23 protein-coding genes and 1 pseudogene are annotated in these 21,460 nt (G+C 61.1%); 11 read left to right on the top strand and 13 right to left on the bottom strand.

All coding sequences use genetic code 11. The features are described from left to right. Positions 1-50: 50 nt before the first annotated feature. The 7 genes from ACNO8S_RS17305 to ACNO8S_RS17275 are packed head-to-tail and all read right to left on the bottom strand — an operon-like array spanning position 51 to position 5,330. Positions 51-740: an urease accessory protein UreF gene (locus tag ACNO8S_RS17305; protein WP_014031066.1), complete on the bottom strand. Its 690-nt coding sequence runs from the start codon at positions 738-740 to the stop codon at positions 51-53. Beyond that, positions 737-1,321, bottom strand: coding sequence for an urease accessory protein UreE (locus ACNO8S_RS17300; protein WP_151147542.1), 585 nt, complete (start codon positions 1,319-1,321; stop codon positions 737-739). Before ACNO8S_RS17300 ends, ACNO8S_RS17305 begins: the two co-directional genes overlap by 4 nt. Then, a complete protein-coding gene (locus ACNO8S_RS17295) occupies positions 1,321-2,220 on the bottom strand; it encodes an urease accessory protein UreD (protein WP_420182985.1) in 900 nt (299 codons plus the stop codon). The genes ACNO8S_RS17300 and ACNO8S_RS17295 overlap by 1 nt, the downstream gene beginning before the upstream one ends. Next, positions 2,220-2,843, bottom strand: coding sequence for an urease accessory protein UreG (ureG, locus tag ACNO8S_RS17290; protein ID WP_050038356.1), 624 nt, complete (start codon positions 2,841-2,843; stop codon positions 2,220-2,222). Before ureG ends, ACNO8S_RS17295 begins: the two co-directional genes overlap by 1 nt. Beyond that, the gene (locus ACNO8S_RS17285) at positions 2,840-3,226 is read right to left on the bottom strand and encodes an urease subunit gamma (protein ID WP_014031070.1); all 387 of its coding nucleotides are present in this window, start codon (positions 3,224-3,226) and stop codon (positions 2,840-2,842) included. The genes ureG and ACNO8S_RS17285 overlap by 4 nt, the downstream gene beginning before the upstream one ends. After that, entirely contained in the window at positions 3,223-4,929 is a 1,707-nt protein-coding gene (gene ureC / locus ACNO8S_RS17280; protein ID WP_420182984.1) for an urease subunit alpha, read from the bottom strand. The genes ACNO8S_RS17285 and ureC overlap by 4 nt, the downstream gene beginning before the upstream one ends. After that, positions 4,926-5,330, bottom strand: coding sequence for an urease subunit beta (locus ACNO8S_RS17275; RefSeq protein ID WP_064289084.1), 405 nt, complete (start codon positions 5,328-5,330; stop codon positions 4,926-4,928). The genes ureC and ACNO8S_RS17275 overlap by 4 nt, the downstream gene beginning before the upstream one ends. A gap of 633 nt (positions 5,331-5,963) precedes the next feature. On the opposite strand from ACNO8S_RS17275, the gene ACNO8S_RS17270 reads away from it, so the two are divergent. From ACNO8S_RS17270 to ACNO8S_RS17240, 7 genes are all read left to right on the top strand, one after another. Beyond that, positions 5,964-7,271 (top strand): urea ABC transporter substrate-binding protein, encoded by a 1,308-nt coding sequence (locus ACNO8S_RS17270; protein WP_420182983.1) that lies wholly within the window; start codon positions 5,964-5,966, stop codon positions 7,269-7,271. Positions 7,272-7,273: 2 nt separating this feature from the next. Then, positions 7,274-8,212, top strand: a complete 939-nt coding sequence (gene urtB, locus ACNO8S_RS17265) for an urea ABC transporter, permease protein UrtB (protein WP_014031074.1) — start codon at positions 7,274-7,276, stop codon at positions 8,210-8,212. Further along, positions 8,213-9,367 (top strand): urea ABC transporter, permease protein UrtC, encoded by a 1,155-nt coding sequence (gene urtC, locus ACNO8S_RS17260; protein ID WP_420182982.1) that lies wholly within the window; start codon positions 8,213-8,215, stop codon positions 9,365-9,367. It begins immediately after the preceding gene. Beyond that, positions 9,367-10,173, top strand: a complete 807-nt coding sequence (locus ACNO8S_RS17255) for an ABC transporter ATP-binding protein (protein WP_420182981.1) — start codon at positions 9,367-9,369, stop codon at positions 10,171-10,173. The genes urtC and ACNO8S_RS17255 overlap by 1 nt, the downstream gene beginning before the upstream one ends. Next, on the top strand, positions 10,173-10,871 hold the full coding sequence (locus tag ACNO8S_RS17250) for an ABC transporter ATP-binding protein (RefSeq protein ID WP_151147564.1): 699 nt from the start codon (positions 10,173-10,175) through the stop codon (positions 10,869-10,871). Before ACNO8S_RS17255 ends, ACNO8S_RS17250 begins: the two co-directional genes overlap by 1 nt. 173 nt (positions 10,872-11,044) lie before the next feature. Next, complete coding sequence (locus ACNO8S_RS17245; protein WP_420182980.1) at positions 11,045-12,460, top strand: sodium-dependent transporter; 1,416 nt, start codon at positions 11,045-11,047, stop codon at positions 12,458-12,460. Positions 12,461-12,667: 207 nt separating this feature from the next. Beyond that, positions 12,668-13,111, top strand: a complete 444-nt coding sequence (locus ACNO8S_RS17240; RefSeq protein WP_129756328.1) for a MaoC family dehydratase — start codon at positions 12,668-12,670, stop codon at positions 13,109-13,111. A gap of 254 nt (positions 13,112-13,365) precedes the next feature. Here the strand turns inward: ACNO8S_RS17240 and ACNO8S_RS17235 are convergent, their stop codons facing one another. Together ACNO8S_RS17235 and ACNO8S_RS17230 are read right to left on the bottom strand one after the other, a co-directional pair. Then, complete coding sequence (locus tag ACNO8S_RS17235) at positions 13,366-14,124, bottom strand: creatininase family protein (RefSeq protein ID WP_044952791.1); 759 nt, start codon at positions 14,122-14,124, stop codon at positions 13,366-13,368. Positions 14,125-15,017: 893 nt separating this feature from the next. Then, a pseudogene (locus ACNO8S_RS17230) lies at positions 15,018-15,212 on the bottom strand (DUF393 domain-containing protein); the annotation flags it as partial. On the opposite strand from ACNO8S_RS17230, the gene ACNO8S_RS17225 reads away from it, so the two are divergent. Together ACNO8S_RS17225 and ACNO8S_RS17220 are read left to right on the top strand one after the other, a co-directional pair. Next, entirely contained in the window at positions 15,187-15,954 is a 768-nt protein-coding gene (locus tag ACNO8S_RS17225; protein ID WP_420182979.1) for an SHOCT domain-containing protein, read from the top strand. The pseudogene ACNO8S_RS17230 and the gene ACNO8S_RS17225 overlap by 26 nt on opposite strands. Positions 15,955-16,273: 319 nt before the next feature. Beyond that, positions 16,274-17,572 (top strand): DUF6498-containing protein, encoded by a 1,299-nt coding sequence (locus tag ACNO8S_RS17220; RefSeq protein ID WP_064289089.1) that lies wholly within the window; start codon positions 16,274-16,276, stop codon positions 17,570-17,572. A 41-nt stretch (positions 17,573-17,613) separates the two neighbouring features. On the opposite strand, the gene ACNO8S_RS17215 is transcribed toward ACNO8S_RS17220, so the two are convergent. Continuing rightward, complete coding sequence (locus tag ACNO8S_RS17215; RefSeq protein ID WP_044952865.1) at positions 17,614-17,997, bottom strand: hypothetical protein; 384 nt, start codon at positions 17,995-17,997, stop codon at positions 17,614-17,616. A gap of 249 nt (positions 17,998-18,246) precedes the next feature. After that, positions 18,247-19,437, bottom strand: coding sequence for a PQQ-binding-like beta-propeller repeat protein (locus ACNO8S_RS17210; protein WP_420183003.1), 1,191 nt, complete (start codon positions 19,435-19,437; stop codon positions 18,247-18,249). Positions 19,438-19,667: 230 nt separating this feature from the next. Between ACNO8S_RS17210 and ACNO8S_RS17205 the strand changes: the two genes are divergently transcribed. Together ACNO8S_RS17205 and ACNO8S_RS17200 are read left to right on the top strand one after the other, a co-directional pair. Beyond that, entirely contained in the window at positions 19,668-19,880 is a 213-nt protein-coding gene (locus ACNO8S_RS17205) for a hypothetical protein (RefSeq protein ID WP_008311863.1), read from the top strand. Positions 19,881-19,941: 61 nt separating this feature from the next. After that, positions 19,942-20,205, top strand: a complete 264-nt coding sequence (locus tag ACNO8S_RS17200) for an MTH865 family protein (RefSeq protein WP_420182978.1) — start codon at positions 19,942-19,944, stop codon at positions 20,203-20,205. 109 nt (positions 20,206-20,314) lie between these two features. On the opposite strand, the gene ACNO8S_RS17195 is transcribed toward ACNO8S_RS17200, so the two are convergent. Continuing rightward, positions 20,315-20,512 (bottom strand): heavy-metal-associated domain-containing protein, encoded by a 198-nt coding sequence (locus tag ACNO8S_RS17195; RefSeq protein ID WP_014031089.1) that lies wholly within the window; start codon positions 20,510-20,512, stop codon positions 20,315-20,317. 454 nt (positions 20,513-20,966) lie between these two features. Continuing rightward, positions 20,967-21,401 carry a universal stress protein gene (locus tag ACNO8S_RS17190; protein ID WP_050038346.1) on the bottom strand — a complete coding sequence of 145 codons (435 nt, stop codon included), beginning with the start codon at positions 21,399-21,401 and terminating at the stop codon, positions 20,967-20,969. Between the last annotated feature and the right edge of the window lie 59 nt (positions 21,402-21,460).

Raw genomic sequence — 21,460 nt, 5'->3', positions numbered from 1 at the left:
TGCAACTCGGACCCTCCGGGTCAAGGGATTCCGCCGTCGTGGGTCGGCCGTTAACTGGCGAACAGCCGCCGCTCCGCACGTTCGTGCTCGGCGGCCAGCACATCCACCAGCGGTGCGAACGGTGTCATCTCGTCTATCCCCTGATCCGCGCTATCGTCGACTGCGGCCGTCATCACCGGCTGTAGGTCATCCAGGATTCGCTGGGCGTCCGTGTGGCCGAGCGAGAGGAGGCGCTGGGCTGCCCCCAACAGTCCGGTGACGAACCCGTGACAGCACAGCAAGCAGGCGTCACGGACAGCCACATCGGCCAGGGCTGTCGCAACGCCGAGCACCACGGCGTAGTTGCCGGGCGCTTCGTCGGCGTCGACGCGTTCGGCGTAGCGGTCCAGCAGCGCCTCCTCACACAGTTCTGTCTGAAGCGAGAGCAGTCGGTCGCCGGACTGCTGGGCGCTCTCGCGGAACTCCGCGGCCAGCGTCACGGCCGAAAGCCGCCGGTCGGCCCGACAGACCGCTTCGAAATTCCCATCGGCTGCGGCGGCGTGTGCAGCCCGGAGCGCGACGAGTTCGGCGGGTCCGACTTGCTGGCGGAGGTACGTCGACAGGAGCGCTTCGAGGTCTGCCGCGTCTTCGACCCGGTCGTCCTGAATGAACTGTTCCAGTCCGTAGGAGACGGTGTAGGTCCCGACCGGGAGGAACGAGTCCGCGAGCCGGAACGATTCGAGCGCTGCGGCGTCGCTCATTGGTCGCCCCCATCGATAGTCCGGACGCCGTGGTCGTGGGCGTGGCCCGCACCGCCGTGACTGTGGCCGCCGCCGTCGTGCGTGCCGGTCCCGTCGCCGTGGGTGTGACCGACCCTGTCATCGTCGAACGTCGTCGGCGGAACGTGCTCGTACCGCGTCGGCACGTCCCCGGGGAGCAGTTCGGCGACAGTCGTCTCCTTCCGTTCCTTCGAGTCGGTCACGGGAAACAGGGCCTCTCGCCCGCGGACTGCGAGGTTCCAGTGTCTGTTCCCGACTGCGTGCCCGAGTTCCAGCGCCGCGGTCGGTGACACCTCGCTGTCGGCGAAATCGAGCACGAGGGCCTCGATTGCGGCGAGTTCGACGACGACTAGTGTCCCGTCCTCGGCTTCCAGCACGTCGCCGTCCGCGAGGTCGCGGGCGACAACGATACCGAGGTCCCGGCCGTCTGTCGTCTCGGTGCGGACCCGCGAGCGCTGGCGCTCGGTGTCCGAGAGCACGACTGTTGCGTGGTCCGACGCATCCACGGTCTCGGCGATAGCATCGTCGTCGCGGTGGCCGAGACGGGTGTCTGCGACCAGCATCAGTACTTCCTCCCCGACGGTGCAGGCGAGCCCAGCAACTCCCGTCTGGCGTGGTCCCACGCGGCGTGGAGCGTCGCCTGGACGGTCTCGGCCCGGTCGCCCAGAGCACGGACCGCGACGCCGGCCCCGTTGGGGAGCGCTGTCGCACCGGCCCGGGCCTCGTCGTCGGTGACGGCCGCATGTAGCGCGTCACTCAGTTCGGATTCGTCGTGGTCCGGCGCGAGGACGAACGTCGTCCCGTAGACGGTGAACTCGCCGAGAACGCCGGGTACTGTCGGGTCCCTGTCTTCCGGCGTCAGATGAGTTGCGTCCTCGAACAAGAGTCCGTCAGGCCCGGTCCCGCGCACGCGGGAGAGATATCGCTCGAAGTCGAAGCGCTCGCCCCGAGCGAGGCGTCCAGGGACAACTACGTCACTGACGACGGCGGTTGCGCCGGGCGACAGGTCTACCGTCATCTCCTGCACGTATCTTGAATCGGCGTGGAGTATCGTCGGCTCCGGCACGTAATCCAGGTGGCCGCCGGCGCCGACGCTGAGGGTCGTGTCGGCGGCGGCGTAGTTACACGTCATCGTCTGGACTTTCGTCGAGCTCTGAGTCGAGACGTGAGCGACAGCCTCGTCTCCGACAGTTATCGACACGTCGTGGCGGTCACCCTGGGCGACGCCGCCGGTCGGCGACTGGACGAAGACGGTGTTGGCGTCGGGATGGGGGTCGTGCCCCAGCGTCCCCGAGATGTGGAACGGGACCGTCGCGTAGTCGTGGACCAGGGTCGTCCCGTCGGCCGTCCGCTCGAAGGTCAGTTCGAGCACGCCGTCTTTCCCCGGCGACCCTACGGCGGCCTGTGGCACGGCCTCGGTCGCATACACCTCGAACGCCGGATGGGGCGCGTCGGCGGCCATCAGGCGAACAGCACCCCCTCGCGGACGTGTGACAGCACCTCGTCGATGTTCGTCTCGTCCTTACAGTTGGTGAAGACGACCGGCCCGTCCCGGACCTCGTCGGCGTCCCGCTCCATCACGTCGAGGTCGACGCCGACGTGGGGCGCGAGGTCCGTCTTGTTGATGACGAGCAGGTCACAATCGACCACTCCCGGCCCGCGCTTTCGAGGGATGTCTTCCCCCTCCGCGACCGAGATGACGTACAGCGAGTAGTCGGCGAGTTCGGGGTTGAACGTCGCCGCGAGGTTGTCGCCGCCGCTCTCGACCAGCACCAGGTCAAGTTCCGGGTGGTCAGCCAGGAACGAGTCGATCTGCTGGAGGTTCATCGACGGGTCCTCGCGGATGCCCGTATGCGGGCACGCGCCTGTTTCGACGCCGGCGACGAGGTCCTCCGGGACGACCCCAGCGAAGCGTTCGCGCAGGACGTCGGCGTCCTCCTGGGTGAGGATGTCGTTGGCGATGACGCCCACGTCCAGGCCCTGTTCGCGCAGTTTCGGGACGAGCGCGGTCAGCAGCGAGGTCTTTCCGGAGCCGACCGGGCCGCCGATACCGACCGTCGCCACGTCGCGGTGTGTGAGGCTCATTCGTCTGTCCCCGCTGAGTCTCCGCCATTGGTCGCCGTCTCTCCCTCAGGTGCATCGTCGTCGGCCGACCCGACACTGTCGGAGCGAATCGGGTCGTGAACCGTGACGAGTTTCGTACCGTCGGGGAACACCGGCTCGACCTGAATCATGTCGATCATCTCCGGGACGCCGTCCATCACGTCTTCGCGGCCGAGCAGCTTTGACGCGCCGGAGCGGATTTCGGCGACCGACTGGCCGTCCCGGCCGCGCTCGATGCACCAGTCGCTGATGTAGGCGACCGCTTCGGGGTGATTCAGCGGGACGCCGCGTTCCTTGCGCCGCCGCGCGACCTCTGCAGCGGTGAAGACCGTGAGTCGTTCCTGTTCTTTGGCTGTGAGTTTCATAGCATGTACCGCTGTGCGAGTGGGAGTTCGGAAGCCGGTTCGCAGGTGACGTGGTCACCGTCGACCCGGACCTCGAAGGTCTCGGGGTCGACTTCGATGTCGTCGGGGCAGTAGCTGTTGTACACCATGTCGTCCTTGCCGGGCGTGCGAGCGCCCTCGATTGGAACGACACGGGAGTCGAGTCCGTACTCGTCGCCGATGCCGGCCTCGGCGGCCGCCGGCGAGACGAACGACAGCGAGAGGGCGTGTTTGGCCTTGCCGACCGCGCCAGCGCGTTCCCGCTGGAGAATCGGTTCGCAGGTCATCAACGACCCGTTGGCCTCGCCCATCTCCGAGTGGACCGGGAAGCCGCCCTTGAACGTCATCGCCGGCTTGACGCCGAAGAACGCAGGGTCCCACAGGCAGATATCGGCGAGCTTGCCGGGTTCGAGCGTTCCGACGTGCTTCTCGATGCCCGCGCTGATAGCTGGGTTGACGGTGTACTTCGCGATGTAGCGCTTGATGCGGTGGTTGTCCGCGCCGGTCCCCTCGTCCTCGGAGAGCGGGCCGCGCTGGGACTTCATCTTCGAGGCCGTCTGCCACGTCCGCGGGATGACTTCGGCCATCCGGCCCATCGCCTGCGAGTCGGAGGTCATCATCGATATCGCGCCCATGTCGTGAAGCACGTCCTCGGCGGCGATTGTCTCTGCGCGAACGCGGGACTCGGCGAAGGCCACGTCCTCCGGCACGTCGGGGTTGAGGTGATGACACACCATTACCATGTCCAGATGTTCATCGAACGTGTTGTCGGTGTAGGGCATCGAGGGGTTCGTCGACGACGGCAGCATGTTCGGCTCGCCGACCATCTCCATGATGTCCGGGGCGTGGCCGCCGCCCGCGCCCTCGATGTGGAACAGGTGCATGGTCCGGCCGTCGACGGCACCGAACGTGTTCTCGAGGAATCCGGCTTCGTTCAGCGTGTCCGTGTGCATACACACCTGCACGTCCTCGTCCTCGGCGACTTCGAGACAGGTGTTGATCGTCTCGGGCGTCGACCCCCAGTCTTCGTGGAGTTTCAGCCCGCAGGCACCGGCCTCGACCTGCTCGCGGAGCGGGCCGGGGTCGGAGGCGTTGCCCTTCCCGTAGAAGCCAACGTTGACCGGCCACGCTTCGGCGGCCTGCAGGAAGCGTTTGACGTTCTCTGGGCCGGTCGTGGTCGTCGTCGCGCCGCCGCCGTACCCGCCACCGAGCATTGTCGTGATACCGCCCGAGAGCGCGTGTTCGTGGAGCTGTGCGGAGTTGAAGTGGATGTGGATGTCGAGGCCGCCAGCGGTGGCAATCTTCCCCTCGGCGGGGTAGACGTCCGTCGACGGGCCGACGACCATGTCGACGCCGTCCATCGTGTCGGGGTTCCCGGCCTTCCCGATGCCGGCGATCTCGCCGTTCCGGATGCCGATGTCGGCGGCGACGATACCGAGAACGGGGTCGATTATCGTCGCGTTCGTCAGCACCCAGTCGAGCGCGCCCTCCGCCTGCGTGATGCCGGGAGCCATTCCCAGGCCGTCGCGGAGCGTCTTGCCGCCGCCGAACACCGCCTCGTCGCCGTGGGTCCGCAGGTCGTCCTCGACTTCGGCGAACAGTTCCGTGTCACCCAGGCGGACCTTGTCACCCGTCGTTGGCCCGTACAGCTCGGCGTAGTTCTCGCGGTCGATGTCGCGTGTCACTCCGCTCCCTCCTCGTCGCCGTCGGCCCCGGTGTCCCGGAACCCGGCCGCCCGCATGCGTTCGACCGCGTCGCCCGTATCGCCGTCGACGCTCCCGTTGACAAGTCCGTTCATCCCGTGGGCGCGTCGCTTCCCACCGATTTCGACGAGTTCGACCGTTTGCTCGTCACCAGGTTCGAACCGGACAGCCGTGCCGGCAGGGATGTTCAGCCGCATCCCCATGGCCGCCTCGCGGTCGAACTCCAGGGCCGCATTAGCCTCGAAGAAGTGGAAGTGCGACCCGACTTGCGAGGGTCTGTCGCCGGTGTTCCCGACAGTCACTTCCGTCGTCTCTCGGCCTTCGTTCAGCGTCACTGTCCCTTCACCCGGGATGACCTCACCGGGCACGAGTCCATCGCTCATCGCGCCACCGCCTCGAGTATTTCTGACTGTTTGTTTATCATCTGCCCTTCTCTTTGAATACACATACTAAAATGATTGCTCTCTGCGCAAGTGACGCCTCTATATCGAGAACCGGATTAAATGCTAAAGTTTCGGCCCTACATAAAGGGGTTCGACTATCGAATTGTCCTACTTCCCGAAGCCAACACGACTCACGTCCAGTCTGCTGGCAGTGCCGACGATAGGTGGCTCCTGTAGCGCGGGCGAGAATATGACGGGCGATTTGGAGGGACAAGAGCACAAAACTCGCCGACTGCGGCAAGACAAACCGCTGCGACGGAAAAATACCATTATTTTCTATTTTTGCCGCATTGACTAGAAACATGCTAAAATTACTAAATAATGCAAATTTGCACGCCAATTCTAGTGATTTCGATGCCTATTCGTCATATCCTTTGACGACCTTATACTCTCCAGACTGTATGGCGGACAATATAAGATAAGAGTGGTAAACCTTATTTTCCCCCTCCCGGACGGCAACACTGTGATCGAAATCATGGACGAACGTTCGGATATCACGAACAAAGGACGAGATATGAACAAGGAATGTGGGTATAATAGCTCCAACAACAATCAGAAACTGGTGGTGAAAGCATGAGTCGTCCGTCTGTCAGTCGGCGCCAGTTCCTCGGCGCGAGCGGGGCCGCACTCGTCACTGGCCTCGCCGGCTGTTCGGCCGGTGAAGGTGGAACTTCGACCGATACCGCGAGCAGCGCCGAGACACTCAAAATCGGCGTCCTCGAGGATCAGTCCGGGAACTTCGCCCTCGTTGGCGACCCGAAAGCAAAGGCGTCGATGCTCGCTATCGAGGAAATCAACACCAACGGCGGTATCGACGGAATGCAGATAGAGACGTTCCAGCGTGACCCACAGTCGGACAATCAGCGCTATCAGGAACTCACCCGAACGGCCATCAACGAGGAGAACGTCGACGCGCTGTGGGCCGGCTACTCCTCGGCGACCCGGGAGGCCATCCGGCCGATAATCGACCGCAACGAACAGCTGTACTTCTACACCACCCAGTACGAGGGCGGCGTCTGCGACGAGTTCACCTTCGCGGTCGGCCCGACCGCGCGCCAGCAACTCGGCATCGTCCTCCCGTACCTGGTCGAGGAGTTCGGCCCGGACATCTACACTATCGCGGCTGACTACAACTTCGGCCAGCTCTCCGCGGACTGGGTGAAGGTGCTGGCCAACGAAAACGACGCGAACGTCCTCGGCGAGGAGTTCATCCCGCTGAGCGAGTCCTCCTTCGGGTCGACCATCAACCGGATTCAGGAGGCCGACCCGGACTTCGTGATGTCGATGCTCGTTGGCGCGAACCACACGTCGTTCTACGAACAGAAGGCCTCGGCCGGCCTCGACATTCCTATCGGCACGTCAACGGCGATGGCACAGGGATACGAGCACCGACGGCTCGACGCCCCGGCGATGGCCAATATCTACGCCGGCGTCAACTACATGGAGGAGGTACCGACCGAGAGCAACACGGGCGACGGCGGCTTCGTCGACCGGTACTTCGAAATGTATCCCGACGCGCCGTACCTCAACGAGGAGGCCGAGACCAACTACTTCTCGACGTACATGTACAAGAAGGCCGTCGAGCAGGCCGGCACCACCGAACAGCCGGAAGTCATCGACGCCCTGGAGTCGGGGATCGAACTCGGCACGGAAGAGGCACCCGAAGCGCCAGAGGGTGAGACGATCCGTCTCGATGGTGCGACCCACCACGTCGACCACCACATGTGGATCATGCGCGCAGACGAGGAACACAACGTCGAAGCCGTCGAGAACCGCCAGATACCCGAAACGTTCCTCTCGGAGACGGCCGGCTGTAACCTCCCCGAGAACCCGGAACAGACCCAGTACACCCCGGTCGACTACTACGAGGAGGCCGAATAGGGATGGTAAACGGCATCAACCTCGCGTTACAGTTCCTCGATAGCTTCGCGTTCATCGTGCTCGCCGCGGCGGGGTTGGCCATCATCTTCGGGATCATGGGCGTCATCAACCTGGCGCACGGGGAGTTCATCCTCATCGGTGCCTACACCGCGACGCTGGCAGTGACGCAACTCGGCCTCCCGCTCGTCGTGGCGATGGTCGCCGGCGGCCTGGTCACCGGCCTGTTCGGGATTCTGACCGAGCGGGTCATCATCTCCGGGGCGTGGCCCAACTGGGTCAGCCAGCGGACCCTCGGCCGTGACATCATCGAGCCGCTGTACGACCGGCTGGCCGACTCGATGGTCGCCACGTTCGGGCTCAGCCTGATACTGACCCAGGGGACCCGAATCGCCTACGGCAACTCCATCGACGGCCTCTCGACGCCCTTTGGCCCCATCGAGTACGGTGCGTTCTCCTACTCGACGTACCGAATCGTCCTCGCCGGCGTCAGCATCGGGCTGCTCGTCGCCACCTACTACCTGTTCACCCGGACCGACTTCGGGATGCGCGCCCGGGCGACGATACAGGACAAGGAGACCGCACAGGCGATGGGCGTCAACACCGAGCGCATGTACATGCTGACGTTCGGCATCGGGTCGGCACTGGCGGGACTGACGGGCGCGCTCTTCGCGCCGGTCGTCACGATGCGGCCGACGCTCGGGGACCAGTTCCTCGTCGAGTCGTTCGTCGCCGTCGTGGTCGGGGGCCCGAGCGTCGTCCTCGGGACCGCGCTGTCGGGGGGCGTCCTCGGGGCGATACTGGCCGTGTTCTCGAACCTCTACGGGACGTTCATCGGCCGCATCGCGTTGCTCGTGGCCGCGCTCGTCGCGCTGCGGTTCCTCCCCGACGGCATCACCGGGTTCATCGAACAACTACGGAAACGGAGACAGGAGAGCGAGTAAATGTCGACAGACACTGCACACGGCGAGGCGAACAGTTCGCTCCCGAGTCGGCTCCGCAGTCGGTTCGAGGGGCCGAACACCATCGGCGACTCGCGGGGGTTCTGGGTCGGCTTCCTCGTCGCCGTCGCGGCGCTTGCGGTCTACCCGCTGTTCGGCGACGGGTCCCAGCTGTCGCTGTTCATGGTACTGGCCCTGCTGGGGCTCTCGCTGTCGGTCGTCTGGGGCTACTCGGGCGTGCTGAGCTTCGGCCAGGTCGTCTTCTTCGGCATCGGGGCCTACACGTTCGGCGTCGTCTCGATCAACTATGCGACCCCGGGCGGTATCACGGCTGCTGTCATCGCCGGCATCGTCGGCGGTGGCGTCAGCGCGGCGATACTGGGCTACTTCATGTTCTACGGCGGGGTGCGCGACGTCTACGTGACCATCATCACGCTCGTCTCGACAATCGTGCTGCACACGTTCATGGCCCAGACCGCCGGGTCCGAGTGGGCCATCGGCGAGGCGGCGCTGGGCGGCTTCAACGGGATGCCGGACATCCCCCTGTTGACCCTCGGCGTCGGCGGGGCGTCCTACCAGTTCATCTACAACCCGTTCCCGATGCGGATAATCGGCATCGGGGCGGTCGAGATCAGCCCGTTCTACTACCTCGTGCTGACGTTGCTGGTCGGGGCGTACCTCGGGCTGCGCGCCCTGGTCAACTCGGACTACGGCCGCGTGATGGTCGCCGTCCGCGAGGACGAGGACCGGACCGAGATGTTCGGCTACAACGTGACCCGCGTCAAGTTCGTCGTGTTCACGCTCGGGGGCGCGCTGGCGGGCCTTTCCGGCGTGCTGTACGCCGCACGGAACGTCTACATCGATCCGACCGTGTTCTCGCTGCTGTTCGCGACGCTGCCGGTCATCTGGGTGAGCCTCGGCGGCCGAAAGAGCCTGCTCGGGGCCGTCGTCGCCACGCTGGGCGTCGAATACCTCCGCATCTCGATGGCCGGAGAGCTGGCGCTGGTCCTGCTGGGGTCCCTGTTGCTGGTGACGATTCTGGTGCTCCCCGGCGGGTTCGTCCCGTGGGTCCACCAGCAGATCGTCGACGCCCGGCTCGGTCCGGGCGAGGCCGGCGGGGCTGACGCACCCGACGCGTCGAGTGAGGTGAGTGACTAATGAGTGATACTGAAACCGAATCCGACATCGATTCGCTCGGACCGAATGTTCGACAGACTGCGGCGGAGCTGGCAACGGGAGACAGATCAGAGACGCTGCTACAGACCGACGGCCTCGTCAAGCAGTTCGGCGGGTTCACCGCCACGGACGACGTGGACTTCTCGGTCGCCGAGGGGGAGCTACGTTGTCTCATCGGTCCCAACGGCGCTGGCAAGTCGACACTGCTGAACCTGATTACCGGGTCCTACGAGGCGACCGATGGCAGTATCTACTACAACGGCCACGACATCACCGATCTCGACCCACACGAGCGGATCTCACGCGGGATCAGTATGAAATTCCAGGTCCCGTCCGTCTACGGTGACCTGAGTGTCAGAGAGAACGTTAGGCTTCCCGTTCAGCAGTTCGCCGACGGGGAGGAGCGACGGCGGCTGGTCGCCGAGGCCATCGAGGCCGCGGGGCTCACCGGTTACGAGGACGTCGATGCCGGCCAGCTCTCACACGGTCAGCAACAGCAACTGGAAATCGGGATGGCCGCCGCGCTCGAACCCGACCTCCTCCTGTTGGACGAGCCGGTCGCCGGCCTCGACGTGGCCGAGCGCGAAGCCATCGCTGAGCGGATCACCCGGCTCAACGAGGAGCAAGGCATCGCCTTCGTCGTCATCGAACACGACACCGACTTCGTCGCGAACATCGCCGAAGAAGTGACTGTGCTGCACAACGGCGAGGTGTTCCGTGAAGGGCCAATCGAGGAGATAGAGTCGGACCCCGAGGTCCAGCGGATATATCTGGGGGGTGAGTCGTGATGCTCGAACTCGACGAGGTTTCTGCAGCCTACGACACAACGCCGATACTGCGGGATGTGGACCTCTCCGTCGAGGAGGGAGAAATCGTCGGGGTGATGGGGAAAAACGGCGTCGGCAAGACGACGCTCCTGAAGACGGTGATGGGCTTGCTGGAGCCCAGCGAAGGGACCATCAGCTACGACGGCACCGACGTGACCCACGCGAGCGCCGATGAGCGTGCACGGGCGGGTATCGGCTACATCCCGCAGGGCCGGGACGTGTTCCCCAAGCTGACCGTCGAACAGAACATCAAAATGGGTGAGACCATCCGGTCTGACAGCGACGAAACGCTGTACGACCAGATATACGACTACTTCCCAGTCCTCGAAGAGCGGGCGGGCCAGGAAGCCGGAACGCTCTCGGGCGGACAACAGCAGATGCTTGCCATCGGCCGGGCACTGGTCTCGAACCCCGACCTGCTCCTGCTTGACGAACCGAGCGAGGGCATCCAGCCATCTATCGTTGACCAAATCAGCCAGGACATGCAGACGATTAACGAGGACCTCGGGACGACGATTCTGTTCGTCGAGCAGAACCTCGGGGTCATCCGCGAGATGGCCGACCGCTGTTACGCGATGGAGCGCGGGACGGTCGTCGATGAACTCGGTCCGTCGACAATCGCCGACGAGGACGCGATTGCGGAGTACCTCGCGGTCTGAGGCGGATTACGGGATTTTCGCGCCAGGTGGCTGGTGTGCTGGCAGTCGATACGGACTGCTGTGGCATAGTCGGCATACGGGCCTGGCTGTTGTCTATCTGATAACTTCATAATCACGGGCAAGCAACCGAATCAACAGGGATTTGAGTACCCACTGTACAGACGTGTACACGAATGTCCGATCGTGATTCATGGATATCGAACCTCGGCTTCGTGCTGGCCGCCGTCGGCGGTGCCGCGGGCCTCGGGAACATCTGGCGGTTCCCGTGGCTGACCGCCGGGAACGGTGGCAGCGCGTTCCTCATCGTCTACCTGCTCGTCGTCGTCGGCATCGGCGTCCCGGGACTGCTCGCTGAGTTCGTCCTCGGACGCTGTGGCCGACAGACGCCGACCGCGGCGCTTCGCTCGCTCACCGGCTCCCGCTGGGGGTCGTGGCTGGGCGCGTTCAACGTCCTCACGACGCTCGTCATCCTTTCGTTCTACTCTGTCGTCGGCGGGTGGATCCTTCGCTACACCCTGGTCTCGCCGGTCGGGGCGTACTTCGGGCAGCCCCAGCAGTACTTCGGGGCAATGAGCTTCGGCCTCGAAGCGGTCGCCTTTCACCTGCTGTTTCTCGGGAGCGTCGCCGGGATCGTCTTCTTCGGCGTGAGCCACGGTATCGAACGCGTCTCGAAGGTGATGCTGCCCGGCGTCGTGCTAATCCTGCTCGGCCTCGCGGTATGGACGGCCACCCAGCCGGGTACGGCCGCCGGCTACGCGTTCTATCTCAGCTTCGACGCCGAGTATCTCGCCGCCAACTTCCTGAGCGTTATCGGGCCAGCGGCGGGCCAGGCGCTGTTCACGCTCTCGCTCGGCGCTGGGGTAATGCTGACGTACGCCTCGTATCTCGACGACAACGCATCCCTTCCGCGAGATACGCTGGTCATCGCTGTCTCGAACACGTTCATCGGTGTCCTCGCCGGCTTGGTCGTCATTCCGCTGCTGTTTTCCCAGGGTGTCGACCCCGGACAGGGCGGCCCTGGCGCGTTGTTCGTCGCGCTCGCGACGGCTTTTGCGACGCTTCCGGGCGGGGAACTCGTCGCGACGGCGTTTTTCGCGACCGTGTTGATGGCCGCGGTGACCAGCGGTATCAGCCTGCTCGAAACGCCGGTCGCCACGCTCGTCGATAGCTTCGGCGTCCCGCGACGCCGGGCAACGGTGCTGGTCTCGGTCCTGCTTGCGGCCACCGGGAGCGGGCTGGCACTCACGAGCCCAGTGTTCCAGTTCGTCTCCGGCACGCTCGCAGACCTAATGTTGACCGTCGGACTGTTCGCGTTCACCGTCATCGTCGGCTGGCTACTGCGCGGGGAAGCGCTGGCGGAGTTCCGCGCCGGAACCGAAAGCTTCGGGTGGTTGGCCAGGCCGTGGCTCCTGACGGTCAGTTGGGTCCTCCCCGTCGTCGTGCTGTTCCTGCTGACGAACACGCTCGCGTCGCTCGCTGGGATGTCGCTGGGACTCGGCGGCCGAGCGCTTATCGCTGTGGTCGGCACTGTTGCCCTCGCCGTCGCAGTTACGAGCGGAAACTGGAGCGACCGACTGAGTTCGAGCTAAGTACGCCGCGCTTGAATCCGCTGCTATTCTGAGCACGGCACCACCGAGAGGGTTTGTTCGCCGCTTTGGCTTACTGCATATTGTTCGCCAGCGACTCTCGAACGCATCGCAATAATTCCTGAATCCGGTATTGCTGCCATACCCACGGAACTGCATTCTGTCGGTGATCGCGCCGGTTTTTTGTTTGTGCACCCTGTGCATGATCGTATGAAACTTTACGAGGATGTTTCGGTTGGCGACGTACGACAATCCGATGGATACACTGTGTCGAAATCCGAGATCGTAGAATTCGGCGAGAAGTACGACCCGCAACCGTTCCACACCGATGCGGACGCAGCGAAGGACTCCGTCTTCGGCGGGCTAGTCGCTTCCGGGTGGCAGACCGCCGCGATCTGTATGCGTCTCAACGTCCAGAACAGCGAGGATATGGCAACACAGGCTGGCGTCGGTGTCGACGATCTCCGCTGGCATCAACCGCTCCAACCCGGTGACACGCTACGACTACGAACCGAAATCATCGACAAGCGACCCTCCGACAGCGACCCGAGTCGTGGGTACATCACCACCCGGCACGAAGGACTGAATCAGGACGACGAACTGGTTATTTCATACGAGGCGACAGCCATGATCCGCCGCGAGACCGACGAGTGACGACACAGCCAAGCTGTGGGATACGTGCCAGTAACGTGGAGACCGCTCGTTTTTAGCCGTGTTCTGGCCCATAGCTGAGACGGCATCGCTCCCACCGGAACAATCTGAGACAGCCTGCGAGATTGCCACGTACGCACTCAGGTGTTGACGTGTATTCGAGTCGTAGTCACAAACTAGTATGCATCGGCGAGGCCTGCTGGTATCCGTCTTCTCTCAGCCAGCGCCAAAGTGGACACACACTCTCACGCCTTCGACTACACTGCGTTGCGTTCGGTCTCGACTGCCTCGACGTACGCCTCGACGACGTTCTCGATAATCGCTTCTCCGGCCTCGGTGGTCGCCGCTGTCGGATCACCGAGGACACCGTTTTCGGTGATTGATTTGAACCCTTCACTTAGCAGCCGAGCCGGCGAAATGTCACCTTCAGGCCCGGGTTCGATATTCTCCGTCCTGACAAGACCCTCATCGATGGCCAGCACAATCGCTGTTTCGGCGGCCCCGGCGTGGATTACATCCTGTTTGTACTCGATACCGGCCTTGCTGAGACCCTCATTCAGCAACTGCATGTGTTCGTCGAGATCAGCGAGCGGGATCACCGAGGCTTCGAGTTCACGTGCAATGTCAGGAGCCACGGTTTTGACCGGCCCGAAGTTTCCACCGTGAGTCGGGACGAGAACGATGTGTTCGAAGCCATGGGTGTCGAGGGATCTGCAGTACGACCGGATGACATCCATCAATGTCTCGGGTGGCACGGTTATTGTGCCGGGGAATTCCATATGATGTCCCGAACATCCGGGGCGAATTGTGGGGGCGGCAAGAGCATCACCCATTTCGGCCGCCATTCGGCGCGAGAGTTCGTCCCCGTCCAGCGTATCCATGTTCAGTGGCAGGTGTCGGCCGTGTTGTTCGATCGAGCCGACAGCGATGATAACCGTCCGTGTTCCGTTGTCGAGGGCAGATTCTATCTCCGGCCATACCATCTCTTCAAGACACACTGACCTGCGAGAAGCCATCACTGAGAGATGATAGCTATCGGATAAATATATGTCGAAAGCTGGATACTATTCCCTATCAGTCGGCAGCGGATCTGTTGCTGGCTCGGCTCTCTGTACTGATTATTTTCATCTGCAACCGAACGGTCACGGATATTGCCGTCATTGCTCGATATTGACCGCGATGATACTGTCTACGAACCGCTTCGCTGAGGGTAGTAACTATAGTAGCCATTGAAAACCAACGCACACCTGATCGCACGACGGCAGTGCGATCAGTGTGTACATCGTTTCAATTGTTACTATAGAAGAACCGGCTTTCGTCTCGTCAGGACTATGAATGACTTTACGCTTCTAAACAGTCAGTGCAGCGGCCAGCACCGGGTAGTGAGGGCCCACCACATTCTGTGCAAGCATCAAGGTTTGTGGTGCTATCATCCCGTGAGAGAGGTATCGTTTCCAGCGCTTTTCGCAACCGCCTCTTCATGTAGTTCGGTATTGTGTTGGACTATCTTAATATTTGGGGAAGTAATTCGGATAGGATGAGTAACTAGTGTATTAATTGCTATATGGTGAGCAGGATTAAAAATTATAGCGGGAATTTCTATATATTCAATCAAATAAGGGTATGTCCCCATCATACCGACGCTGCATTCCTTCCAGAAGGATACCAGAAGCGGAGTGCCAGAACTTGTTACTTGCCAGCCCGAATGGGTAGTATGGCGATTGACCCACTAACAAACGACGAGGTTCTGGCAGGACTCGAAGACTGTGAGGCGACGGCGGTCCCGACAGCCCAATCTCTGTACGCCTTGCGGCCCCGAAACCGTATGTCACGACACATCTCCAGCAACTCACCCTGAAAGGCTTGGTCGGGTTCAACACACACCGAGAGGTCCGGCGCTGGCGGCTCACACCTGCTTTGCCGGCTGATCGATCAGTACCATCGCGAACGGTGGGTCGTCGAACTGGGCCGTCAGAAACGACTGGGCCGACTCTTCATACCACGAGATGGCACCGATATCCTCGACCTGTTCGAGGGCTTTCGCAGCCACCGAGCAGTACGGACACTCCCCGTCGTAAATGAGAACCGAGCCATATCTGGCCATACACATATTAGGGGTTCTCGCCGAATATATCGTTGGATTGGAGACCACACTCGGTCGAGTCAACCGTTCAGAGCACGTTCGAAGTGACTGTTACGCCGCCCAGCAACGGTCCAGATGTTACACTGTCACATTGGCTGTGCTGCGTGTCTCCGTTATCGTCACGCCACCAATCCGGTCGATCAGGTGGTATGAGAAAACATTTTGTATCAACAACGTGTTCTTTGATATGAATGTCCTCCAAAGATATCCCGGACAGAACGAAGTCATGTATAATCGGATAGCTCGGTTAATTCCCGAACATCCACGGAAGCGGGCTAATCTGGCTGTATCTGGCTTCGTGATCGGTGTGATATTCCTGAGTAGCTGGCTTATCAGAGTCGGAAACTATGTCCTCCATCCTAGTTATGTGTCAGCGAGTGCGTTTATCTCGTTCCTCCTTGGGTCCGGATTCATTCTGAGTTCGATATATCTGTTCTACACGCTTAGTGAGCAATCGAACACTACTGACCGAGGCACAGAAGACGAAGATACCGCTTCAGCGATCGACATACTTCGCAAGCAGTACGCAACGGGGGCAATCACTGACGAGGAATTCGAACATCGGTTGAATACGCTGCTCCAATCCGAAGACACTGATCAGCGTGACCAGTCAGAACCGACACCGCTTGACAATTTAGTAGATAGTGCGGCCAGCGCTGATTCTCCATCCACAGCAGAACTGAACACGGAACAAAGCCGGTGAGTCAGTTTCCGTGTAACTAGACCGGCGGTTAGCTCAGGATGGGACCCAGACTTTGGCAAGCGTACGGCCTGTACTGACCGCTACCGACCTGTTCTGACCGGTAATTGGAATGCGAGTGTATCTGCTGTCTCTGACACGTAAGCCCTGATGAGACCAACAGTGCATACGAAGCGTTCTATAATCCATTCGATGGCAGTGCGTAGCCAGTCTTATCCGCGATTCAGGAGGTCGCCAGCGTACTGAAACTCCGCTTGTAGCGTAGCACACTGCTGGCCGTGCAATCGTTTCGTTCATATGCCATTAGCCGTCACCACGGATAATGCCCTTCACCAGACGGGTTCTCTACGCGGAGAATAGCCGTCGGACAGAACTCCTCAGCACCATCGTCTCGAATTCTCTCCCCGTCGTTGGCGTCGGGTTGTTTGACTGGAGTGCGGCTGCATTGCTGTTTCTGTACTGGTTCGAGCTCGGCGTCGACTCGGTCTGGGCACTCGTTCGGGCAGTGTTCGCTGGTCGCCCGCCGGATATTGAGACCAGCACCTTGCTTATGGGCCCGCTGGCGGAACGACAGTTCGCCCTCTCCGTCCCGCGAACCGGTTTACGAGTCTATCTCACGACGCTACTCGCGCTCCCAATTACCGTTCTAATTCTGGCAGTCGTTTGGTTGTTTACTGGGGGCCTGCTCATCGGTCCACTGCCGGAACCCAGTACAGAGACGGTAACTGGTGTGCTGCTGGCGACTATCGGGATTTTCGTTCTGACGGGAATCACAACGGTACGGAATTACTTTTACAACGGGGAGTATCGGAAACACAACTCGACGACGGCGTTTCGAGGACTGTTACCTCGGATCGTAACCGTCTTTTTCGGCGGCATACTCACGCTGGCACTGATAACAGCAGCTACGGAGGGGCCTGAAGCAGAACTCGGCAGTCTTGATCCGACTGTCGTCGGACTGCCACTGCTACTCATGGTCGTCTGTTTCAAATTCACGTCCGACCTCCTGGGCGTCTACAGCGACCGTCTTGTCGTCTATTTCAAGACATACGATGAGGAATACGGCTGGCAAACGGCCCCGCCGAAGGCTCGCTCCGTCGACGGGACGCTCACTGATGCACCTGAGCGGGTGCGTCCAGTTTGCTGGGGACGGGTCATCGGCGGCCTCCTCCGGTTTCCGTATCACCCAGGAAGCCTGTTTCTCGGTGGCATGGGGCTGCTCGTTGCGGTCCTGTTTGCAATTGGCAGTGCGTGGGACATCGTCGCCGTGATCGTTCTCGCAAGCGTTAGCATCCCGGCTCTCCTGCTGTGTCTCGATCAGCTATTGCGATACGGGACAATCGAATACCGGATTGACCCTGACGCTGGTGCGCTCGTCGCATATGACTGTCTGTTCGGCACGGCACTCTGGCGCATCGAGTCGTGGGAGGAAAGTGGCCTCCGCGTCGAGCAGACGCCGCTCGATTCGCTGCTCGGAACAGAGACGGTTACTATCGAACACGCTGAGGGGGAGTATATACTACCACATCTACCCGATGCCGCCTCGGTCGTCGCGGTGTTTGACCGACAACCCGAGCGTTCAGAACAGGTAATCCCTGGTCGGGCTGGGTTACTTGGGTGAGTCGGCTGTTCGTTGTCTGGAACAGGTCGCCGTTGGCCCCGTTATCTTTCCTCGGAGACGGTGTTGTCGGTCCACAGGTCGTAGCCGACGACAAGCGCCATGCCACTCGTCGGGATAATCAACAGCAGCCTGCCAACGGGTGAGAAGTCGACACCTGCCATCGAGAGACCGATGTACGCAACAGCGAGTACTGGTGGGACAGTGAGGGCGGCACCGAGTCGAGTACTGTCTGCCCGCAGGTAGCCGATGCCCCAGCCGACGAGTCCCAGGATTACGAACGGGATCGCAAGAGCCCAGATGAGGAAGGCGGTTATTTCTCTCCCGATATCGTTTGTGCCGGCTGTGGTGAACAACAGCGTTCCAAGCACACAGCCGCCAGTCCCAAAGAGAGCGCCGAATGCGAACGCGCGCTGCAAGCGAGACATCGACGCGCTGTCACGCCTGAGTACTGTGCTCAGCCCGACTAACAGCAGCGCATTCGCGCTTATGATGAGTCCCGGCCTGAGCGTCCGTTGTACCCAAATTGCGCTAAACGCCGGTGGGTTGAACACATACGAATCACCCGGCCGCGGTGTCGGCCAGAGTTCGAGCGGCACCGCGGTGATGAGCAGACAGACTGCACTCAAACCGAGGATCGGACCGGCGAGCCGATATGAGCGACGCCACATAGCGGATCACTCACCTCCGAGAGCCACGACGGTTCCGTCCGGCGACACGCTCACGATTCCGCCATCGAGTACCGCCAGTGAGACAGCCTGATACTCGGCCGGATACTGCCATACTGCCTCGCCGAGGCGCGTGGTGAACGCGGTGAGGCCATCGTCACTCTGGAATGTGAACACAGCGTCGTCAGCCGCGGCAGTCACCGCGCCACCGATATTGATTTCGGAGCACCACCGGGGCTTCGGTGGCCCGTTATCGACGCGGTCGAAGGCGAACGTCGCGCTGGATGACTCACCGGGGCGCTCGATTGCGTACACGCTATCGGGCGTCACGACCGGAAATTCGAGTGACCGTCTGTCGTCGAGACGCCACTGCTCGGTCCCGTCGGTGAGTGACCGCCCTATCAGGTCGCCGTACGTACCGCTCACATAAACGGTCCCGTCAGAGACGACGGGGTATCCCGAAGGTCGGTCTGAGTGTTCCCACTGGACCTCGCCGGCTGCGGCATCCACTGCCGTTATCTTCTCACCGGCGATGACGACGGTACTGTCGGCTGCGGCCAGCCTCGTCCCGTCGGCGGTCGCCGTCCACTGCCGGCGTCCGTCGTCGGTCGCAAATCTCGCTACCCCGTCAGTCGTGGGAACGAACAGGGCGTCATCAGTCACTGTCGGAACGCCTGCCCCGGCCGTGTCGGTGTTTCGCCACGCAACAGATCCATCTCCAATTTCAAGTGCAGTGACACTGTCCGCTGTCGCGAGAAAGACGCGACTGTTGGATATTACCGGCGGCGCTGGTTCGTCTCCAATGTCGACCACTGACGGAACTGTCGCCGGTGTGAGATCGCGCCGCCACTGTTCTGTGCCGTCACGGAGAGATAGGGCGACGACACCGGTCGCTGTCGTTAGCACGACAGTTCCGTCGGCGACAACCCCCGCGCTTGCACCGGCGGTTTCACCGCCACCAGACGATGTTGAAATATCTGCGTGCCATCTGACCGACGGCGTCGTGGTTTCCATCCCGACCGGCGCATAGCCTGTGTTCGTCGTGTCGAACCGCGGCAACGGCCACGAGCCGTCGGGCACTGTCTCGAAGCCGGCGCTGTTGACTCCCGGTTCAACTGTATGCGATGGATCTGGTGCGCCGTCGTCAGGGCACGACGACGAACAGCCAGCGATGCTGGCGACTGATCCGGTGGCGACCATTCCGAGGAATGTCCGCCGCGACCTGGAGGGCATCGACTGCTCGTTCCAATAGCTCGATAAAAAATGTTATTACAATATCCCAATCTGCAGGAACCTCAACCTTCGGTTGTCCGGAAGACTCACACACATTCTGAGCAACAGTGTGGGAGACTCCCTCTCTCCTATTATTCGAGGCTCACTTCCCGGGCAAATCCAGCAAAACTTAGTAAATCACTCCCAATAGCGGTTCTATGGCCGAAACGACACTCGCCACAATCGACGAACTGCTGGAGGGCGCTTTCGACGACGTGGACGACCCCGAAGTCCGATACAAACTCAGAAGTGCGCGACAGCTTCTGCAAGTAGTGCAACAGCGACAGGATATCGTGGATGAAGCCATCGATACTGCCGTCGAAGACGAAGAGATCCTGAAAAACCTCCGCGACCTCGGCTACACCGAGTGATGCGCGACTACTACTGTTGGCACAGAACAAGCCTTTTGTCTCTCTCAACCAAGTCACCGGTATGACAGACGACACTGCCGAGCAGCTTAGAGCGGAATTAGAGGCGGTTTTCACCAGCGCAGAGTACCCTGTCGAGGAACCGATGGAACTGGTGCCAGTTCTGCCGGACGGCCCAAGTACGACGTTCGAAGCAGGGGACGTCAGCGTGGGGGTGATGGATTTTGGCACAGAATACGCCGAGTATCAGGACTATCCCTACGAGACAGCTGAAGCCCTTATCGACGATCTGATGGCCGGCTTTCGGGAAGAAGGGCTGTTCGACTGAGCGGGACTTTCCTCACACCGCTTGACTGCGTGATGGGCATTCGCTACTTAGCAGTAGCTAACGAAGTCGTGTCGACAACAGCTACAACAGTATTCGCGGTGGGACTGCCTCAGGCCTTTGCGTCATACCCCGCGTCCTCCACAGCGGCGATGAGTTGTTCTGTGCTGACGTCGCCGTCGACAGACACCTGCTCGGCGTCTTTGTCGGCTTCAGCGCCTTGGACACCAGCGAGCGCCTCGATGGCCTCCTCGACGGTTTGCTCGCAGTGACCACAACTCATCCCTTCGACGGTCAACGTCGTAGACATAGCAGTTTTGACGAAGGATGCGCAGAACTTCTGGGTTACGACTTACCCGCCAGAACAGCACCTAATAGTGACATCTGGATAAGTATAGTTGGTTTCAACAATTCAATACATAGTGCTTCTATATGAGATTATTATCAATACTTGGATCTATACTCAACACAGAGAAGTATCGAACCGTTCCAGATTTACGCCCAGTAGCGCTCGGCCAGTCTCGCCGATAGCGGAACTCATCTCAGTATCCGGTTCTGACCGACAATAAGTACCGCCGAGGCGTGTCCATAGCTCTCACAGCCGATTGGCAGCGGGTCTAGTCCAAGAGCGACGCGGCTGCTGGAACTTTTAAGCGACGGGTGATGGGATTGTTCTGGCCTGCTCAAGTCGCACCACGGTCCGTCGAGCCCGTAACAATCGCTACCGCCGGAGAACTGCTTGCGGCCAGTGTGTGACTACACACCTAGTCCGACTCGGAAACGTCAACAGTGAGTACCGGAACGGACGACTTCGTGACGACCTTCTGCGCTGTGCTCCCGAGCATGTTCTTTTCGTACTTGTCTGCCTGCGTTCCCATCGTAATCAGGTCGATGTCGGCGTCAGCAACGTACGATACGATGCGGTCTGCTGGTTTGCCCCGCTGGATAGCCGTCGAGACCTCGATTCCTTCCTGTTCCAGCGTGTCTCGGACGACCGACGTGGCCTCTTCGCCCTCCGTTCGCAGGTTCTCTAGCACCTCGTCCTGCATCTCGTCATCCATCGACAGGAACGCTCGGTCGTCGACGACATACAGCGCGTGGACGGTGACGTCCCGCCCGTCGGCAATATCGATTGTGTGTTCCAGTACCTGCTTCATTGACGCACTCCCATCCGTTGGAACGAGAATATCGCTATACATCGTTCGTACAAATCAAGTTGTCACAAACATCCCTTTCGATTCTGTTCAGGCATCGCAAA

The sequence above is a fragment of the Haloarcula sp. KBTZ06 genome (assembly GCF_048595605.1).
In the GTDB taxonomy this organism is placed as follows: Archaea; Halobacteriota; Halobacteria; order Halobacteriales; family Haloarculaceae; genus Haloarcula; species Haloarcula hispanica.
This window is presented reverse-complemented; position numbering and strand designations above follow the sequence as displayed.

Bases quoted from the DNA above. Each gene is read 5' to 3' on its own strand.
- ACNO8S_RS17305 (WP_014031066.1), bottom strand. From the start codon at position 740: ATGAGCGACGCCGCAGCGCTCGAATCGTTCCGGCTCGCGGACTCGTTC.
- ACNO8S_RS17300 (WP_151147542.1), bottom strand. From the start codon at position 1,321: ATGCTGGTCGCAGACACCCGTCTCGGCCACCGCGACGACGATGCTATC.
- ACNO8S_RS17295 (WP_420182985.1), bottom strand. From the start codon at position 2,220: ATGGCCGCCGACGCGCCCCATCCGGCGTTCGAGGTGTATGCGACCGAG.
- ureG (WP_050038356.1), bottom strand. From the start codon at position 2,843: ATGAGCCTCACACACCGCGACGTGGCGACGGTCGGTATCGGCGGCCCG.
- ACNO8S_RS17285 (WP_014031070.1), bottom strand. From the start codon at position 3,226: ATGAAACTCACAGCCAAAGAACAGGAACGACTCACGGTCTTCACCGCT.
- ACNO8S_RS17275 (WP_064289084.1), bottom strand. From the start codon at position 5,330: ATGAGCGATGGACTCGTGCCCGGTGAGGTCATCCCGGGTGAAGGGACA.
- ACNO8S_RS17270 (WP_420182983.1), top strand. From the start codon at position 5,964: ATGAGTCGTCCGTCTGTCAGTCGGCGCCAGTTCCTCGGCGCGAGCGGG.
- urtB (WP_014031074.1), top strand. From the start codon at position 7,274: ATGGTAAACGGCATCAACCTCGCGTTACAGTTCCTCGATAGCTTCGCG.
- urtC (WP_420182982.1), top strand. From the start codon at position 8,213: ATGTCGACAGACACTGCACACGGCGAGGCGAACAGTTCGCTCCCGAGT.
- ACNO8S_RS17255 (WP_420182981.1), top strand. From the start codon at position 9,367: ATGAGTGATACTGAAACCGAATCCGACATCGATTCGCTCGGACCGAAT.
- ACNO8S_RS17250 (WP_151147564.1), top strand. From the start codon at position 10,173: ATGCTCGAACTCGACGAGGTTTCTGCAGCCTACGACACAACGCCGATA.
- ACNO8S_RS17245 (WP_420182980.1), top strand. From the start codon at position 11,045: ATGTCCGATCGTGATTCATGGATATCGAACCTCGGCTTCGTGCTGGCC.
- ACNO8S_RS17240 (WP_129756328.1), top strand. From the start codon at position 12,668: ATGAAACTTTACGAGGATGTTTCGGTTGGCGACGTACGACAATCCGAT.
- ACNO8S_RS17235 (WP_044952791.1), bottom strand. From the start codon at position 14,124: ATGGCTTCTCGCAGGTCAGTGTGTCTTGAAGAGATGGTATGGCCGGAG.
- ACNO8S_RS17225 (WP_420182979.1), top strand. From the start codon at position 15,187: ATGAGAACCGAGCCATATCTGGCCATACACATATTAGGGGTTCTCGCC.
- ACNO8S_RS17220 (WP_064289089.1), top strand. From the start codon at position 16,274: ATGCCCTTCACCAGACGGGTTCTCTACGCGGAGAATAGCCGTCGGACA.
- ACNO8S_RS17215 (WP_044952865.1), bottom strand. From the start codon at position 17,997: ATGTCTCGCTTGCAGCGCGCGTTCGCATTCGGCGCTCTCTTTGGGACT.
- ACNO8S_RS17210 (WP_420183003.1), bottom strand. From the start codon at position 19,437: ATGGTCGCCACCGGATCAGTCGCCAGCATCGCTGGCTGTTCGTCGTCG.
- ACNO8S_RS17205 (WP_008311863.1), top strand. From the start codon at position 19,668: ATGGCCGAAACGACACTCGCCACAATCGACGAACTGCTGGAGGGCGCT.
- ACNO8S_RS17200 (WP_420182978.1), top strand. From the start codon at position 19,942: ATGACAGACGACACTGCCGAGCAGCTTAGAGCGGAATTAGAGGCGGTT.
- ACNO8S_RS17195 (WP_014031089.1), bottom strand. From the start codon at position 20,512: ATGTCTACGACGTTGACCGTCGAAGGGATGAGTTGTGGTCACTGCGAG.
- ACNO8S_RS17190 (WP_050038346.1), bottom strand. From the start codon at position 21,401: ATGTATAGCGATATTCTCGTTCCAACGGATGGGAGTGCGTCAATGAAG.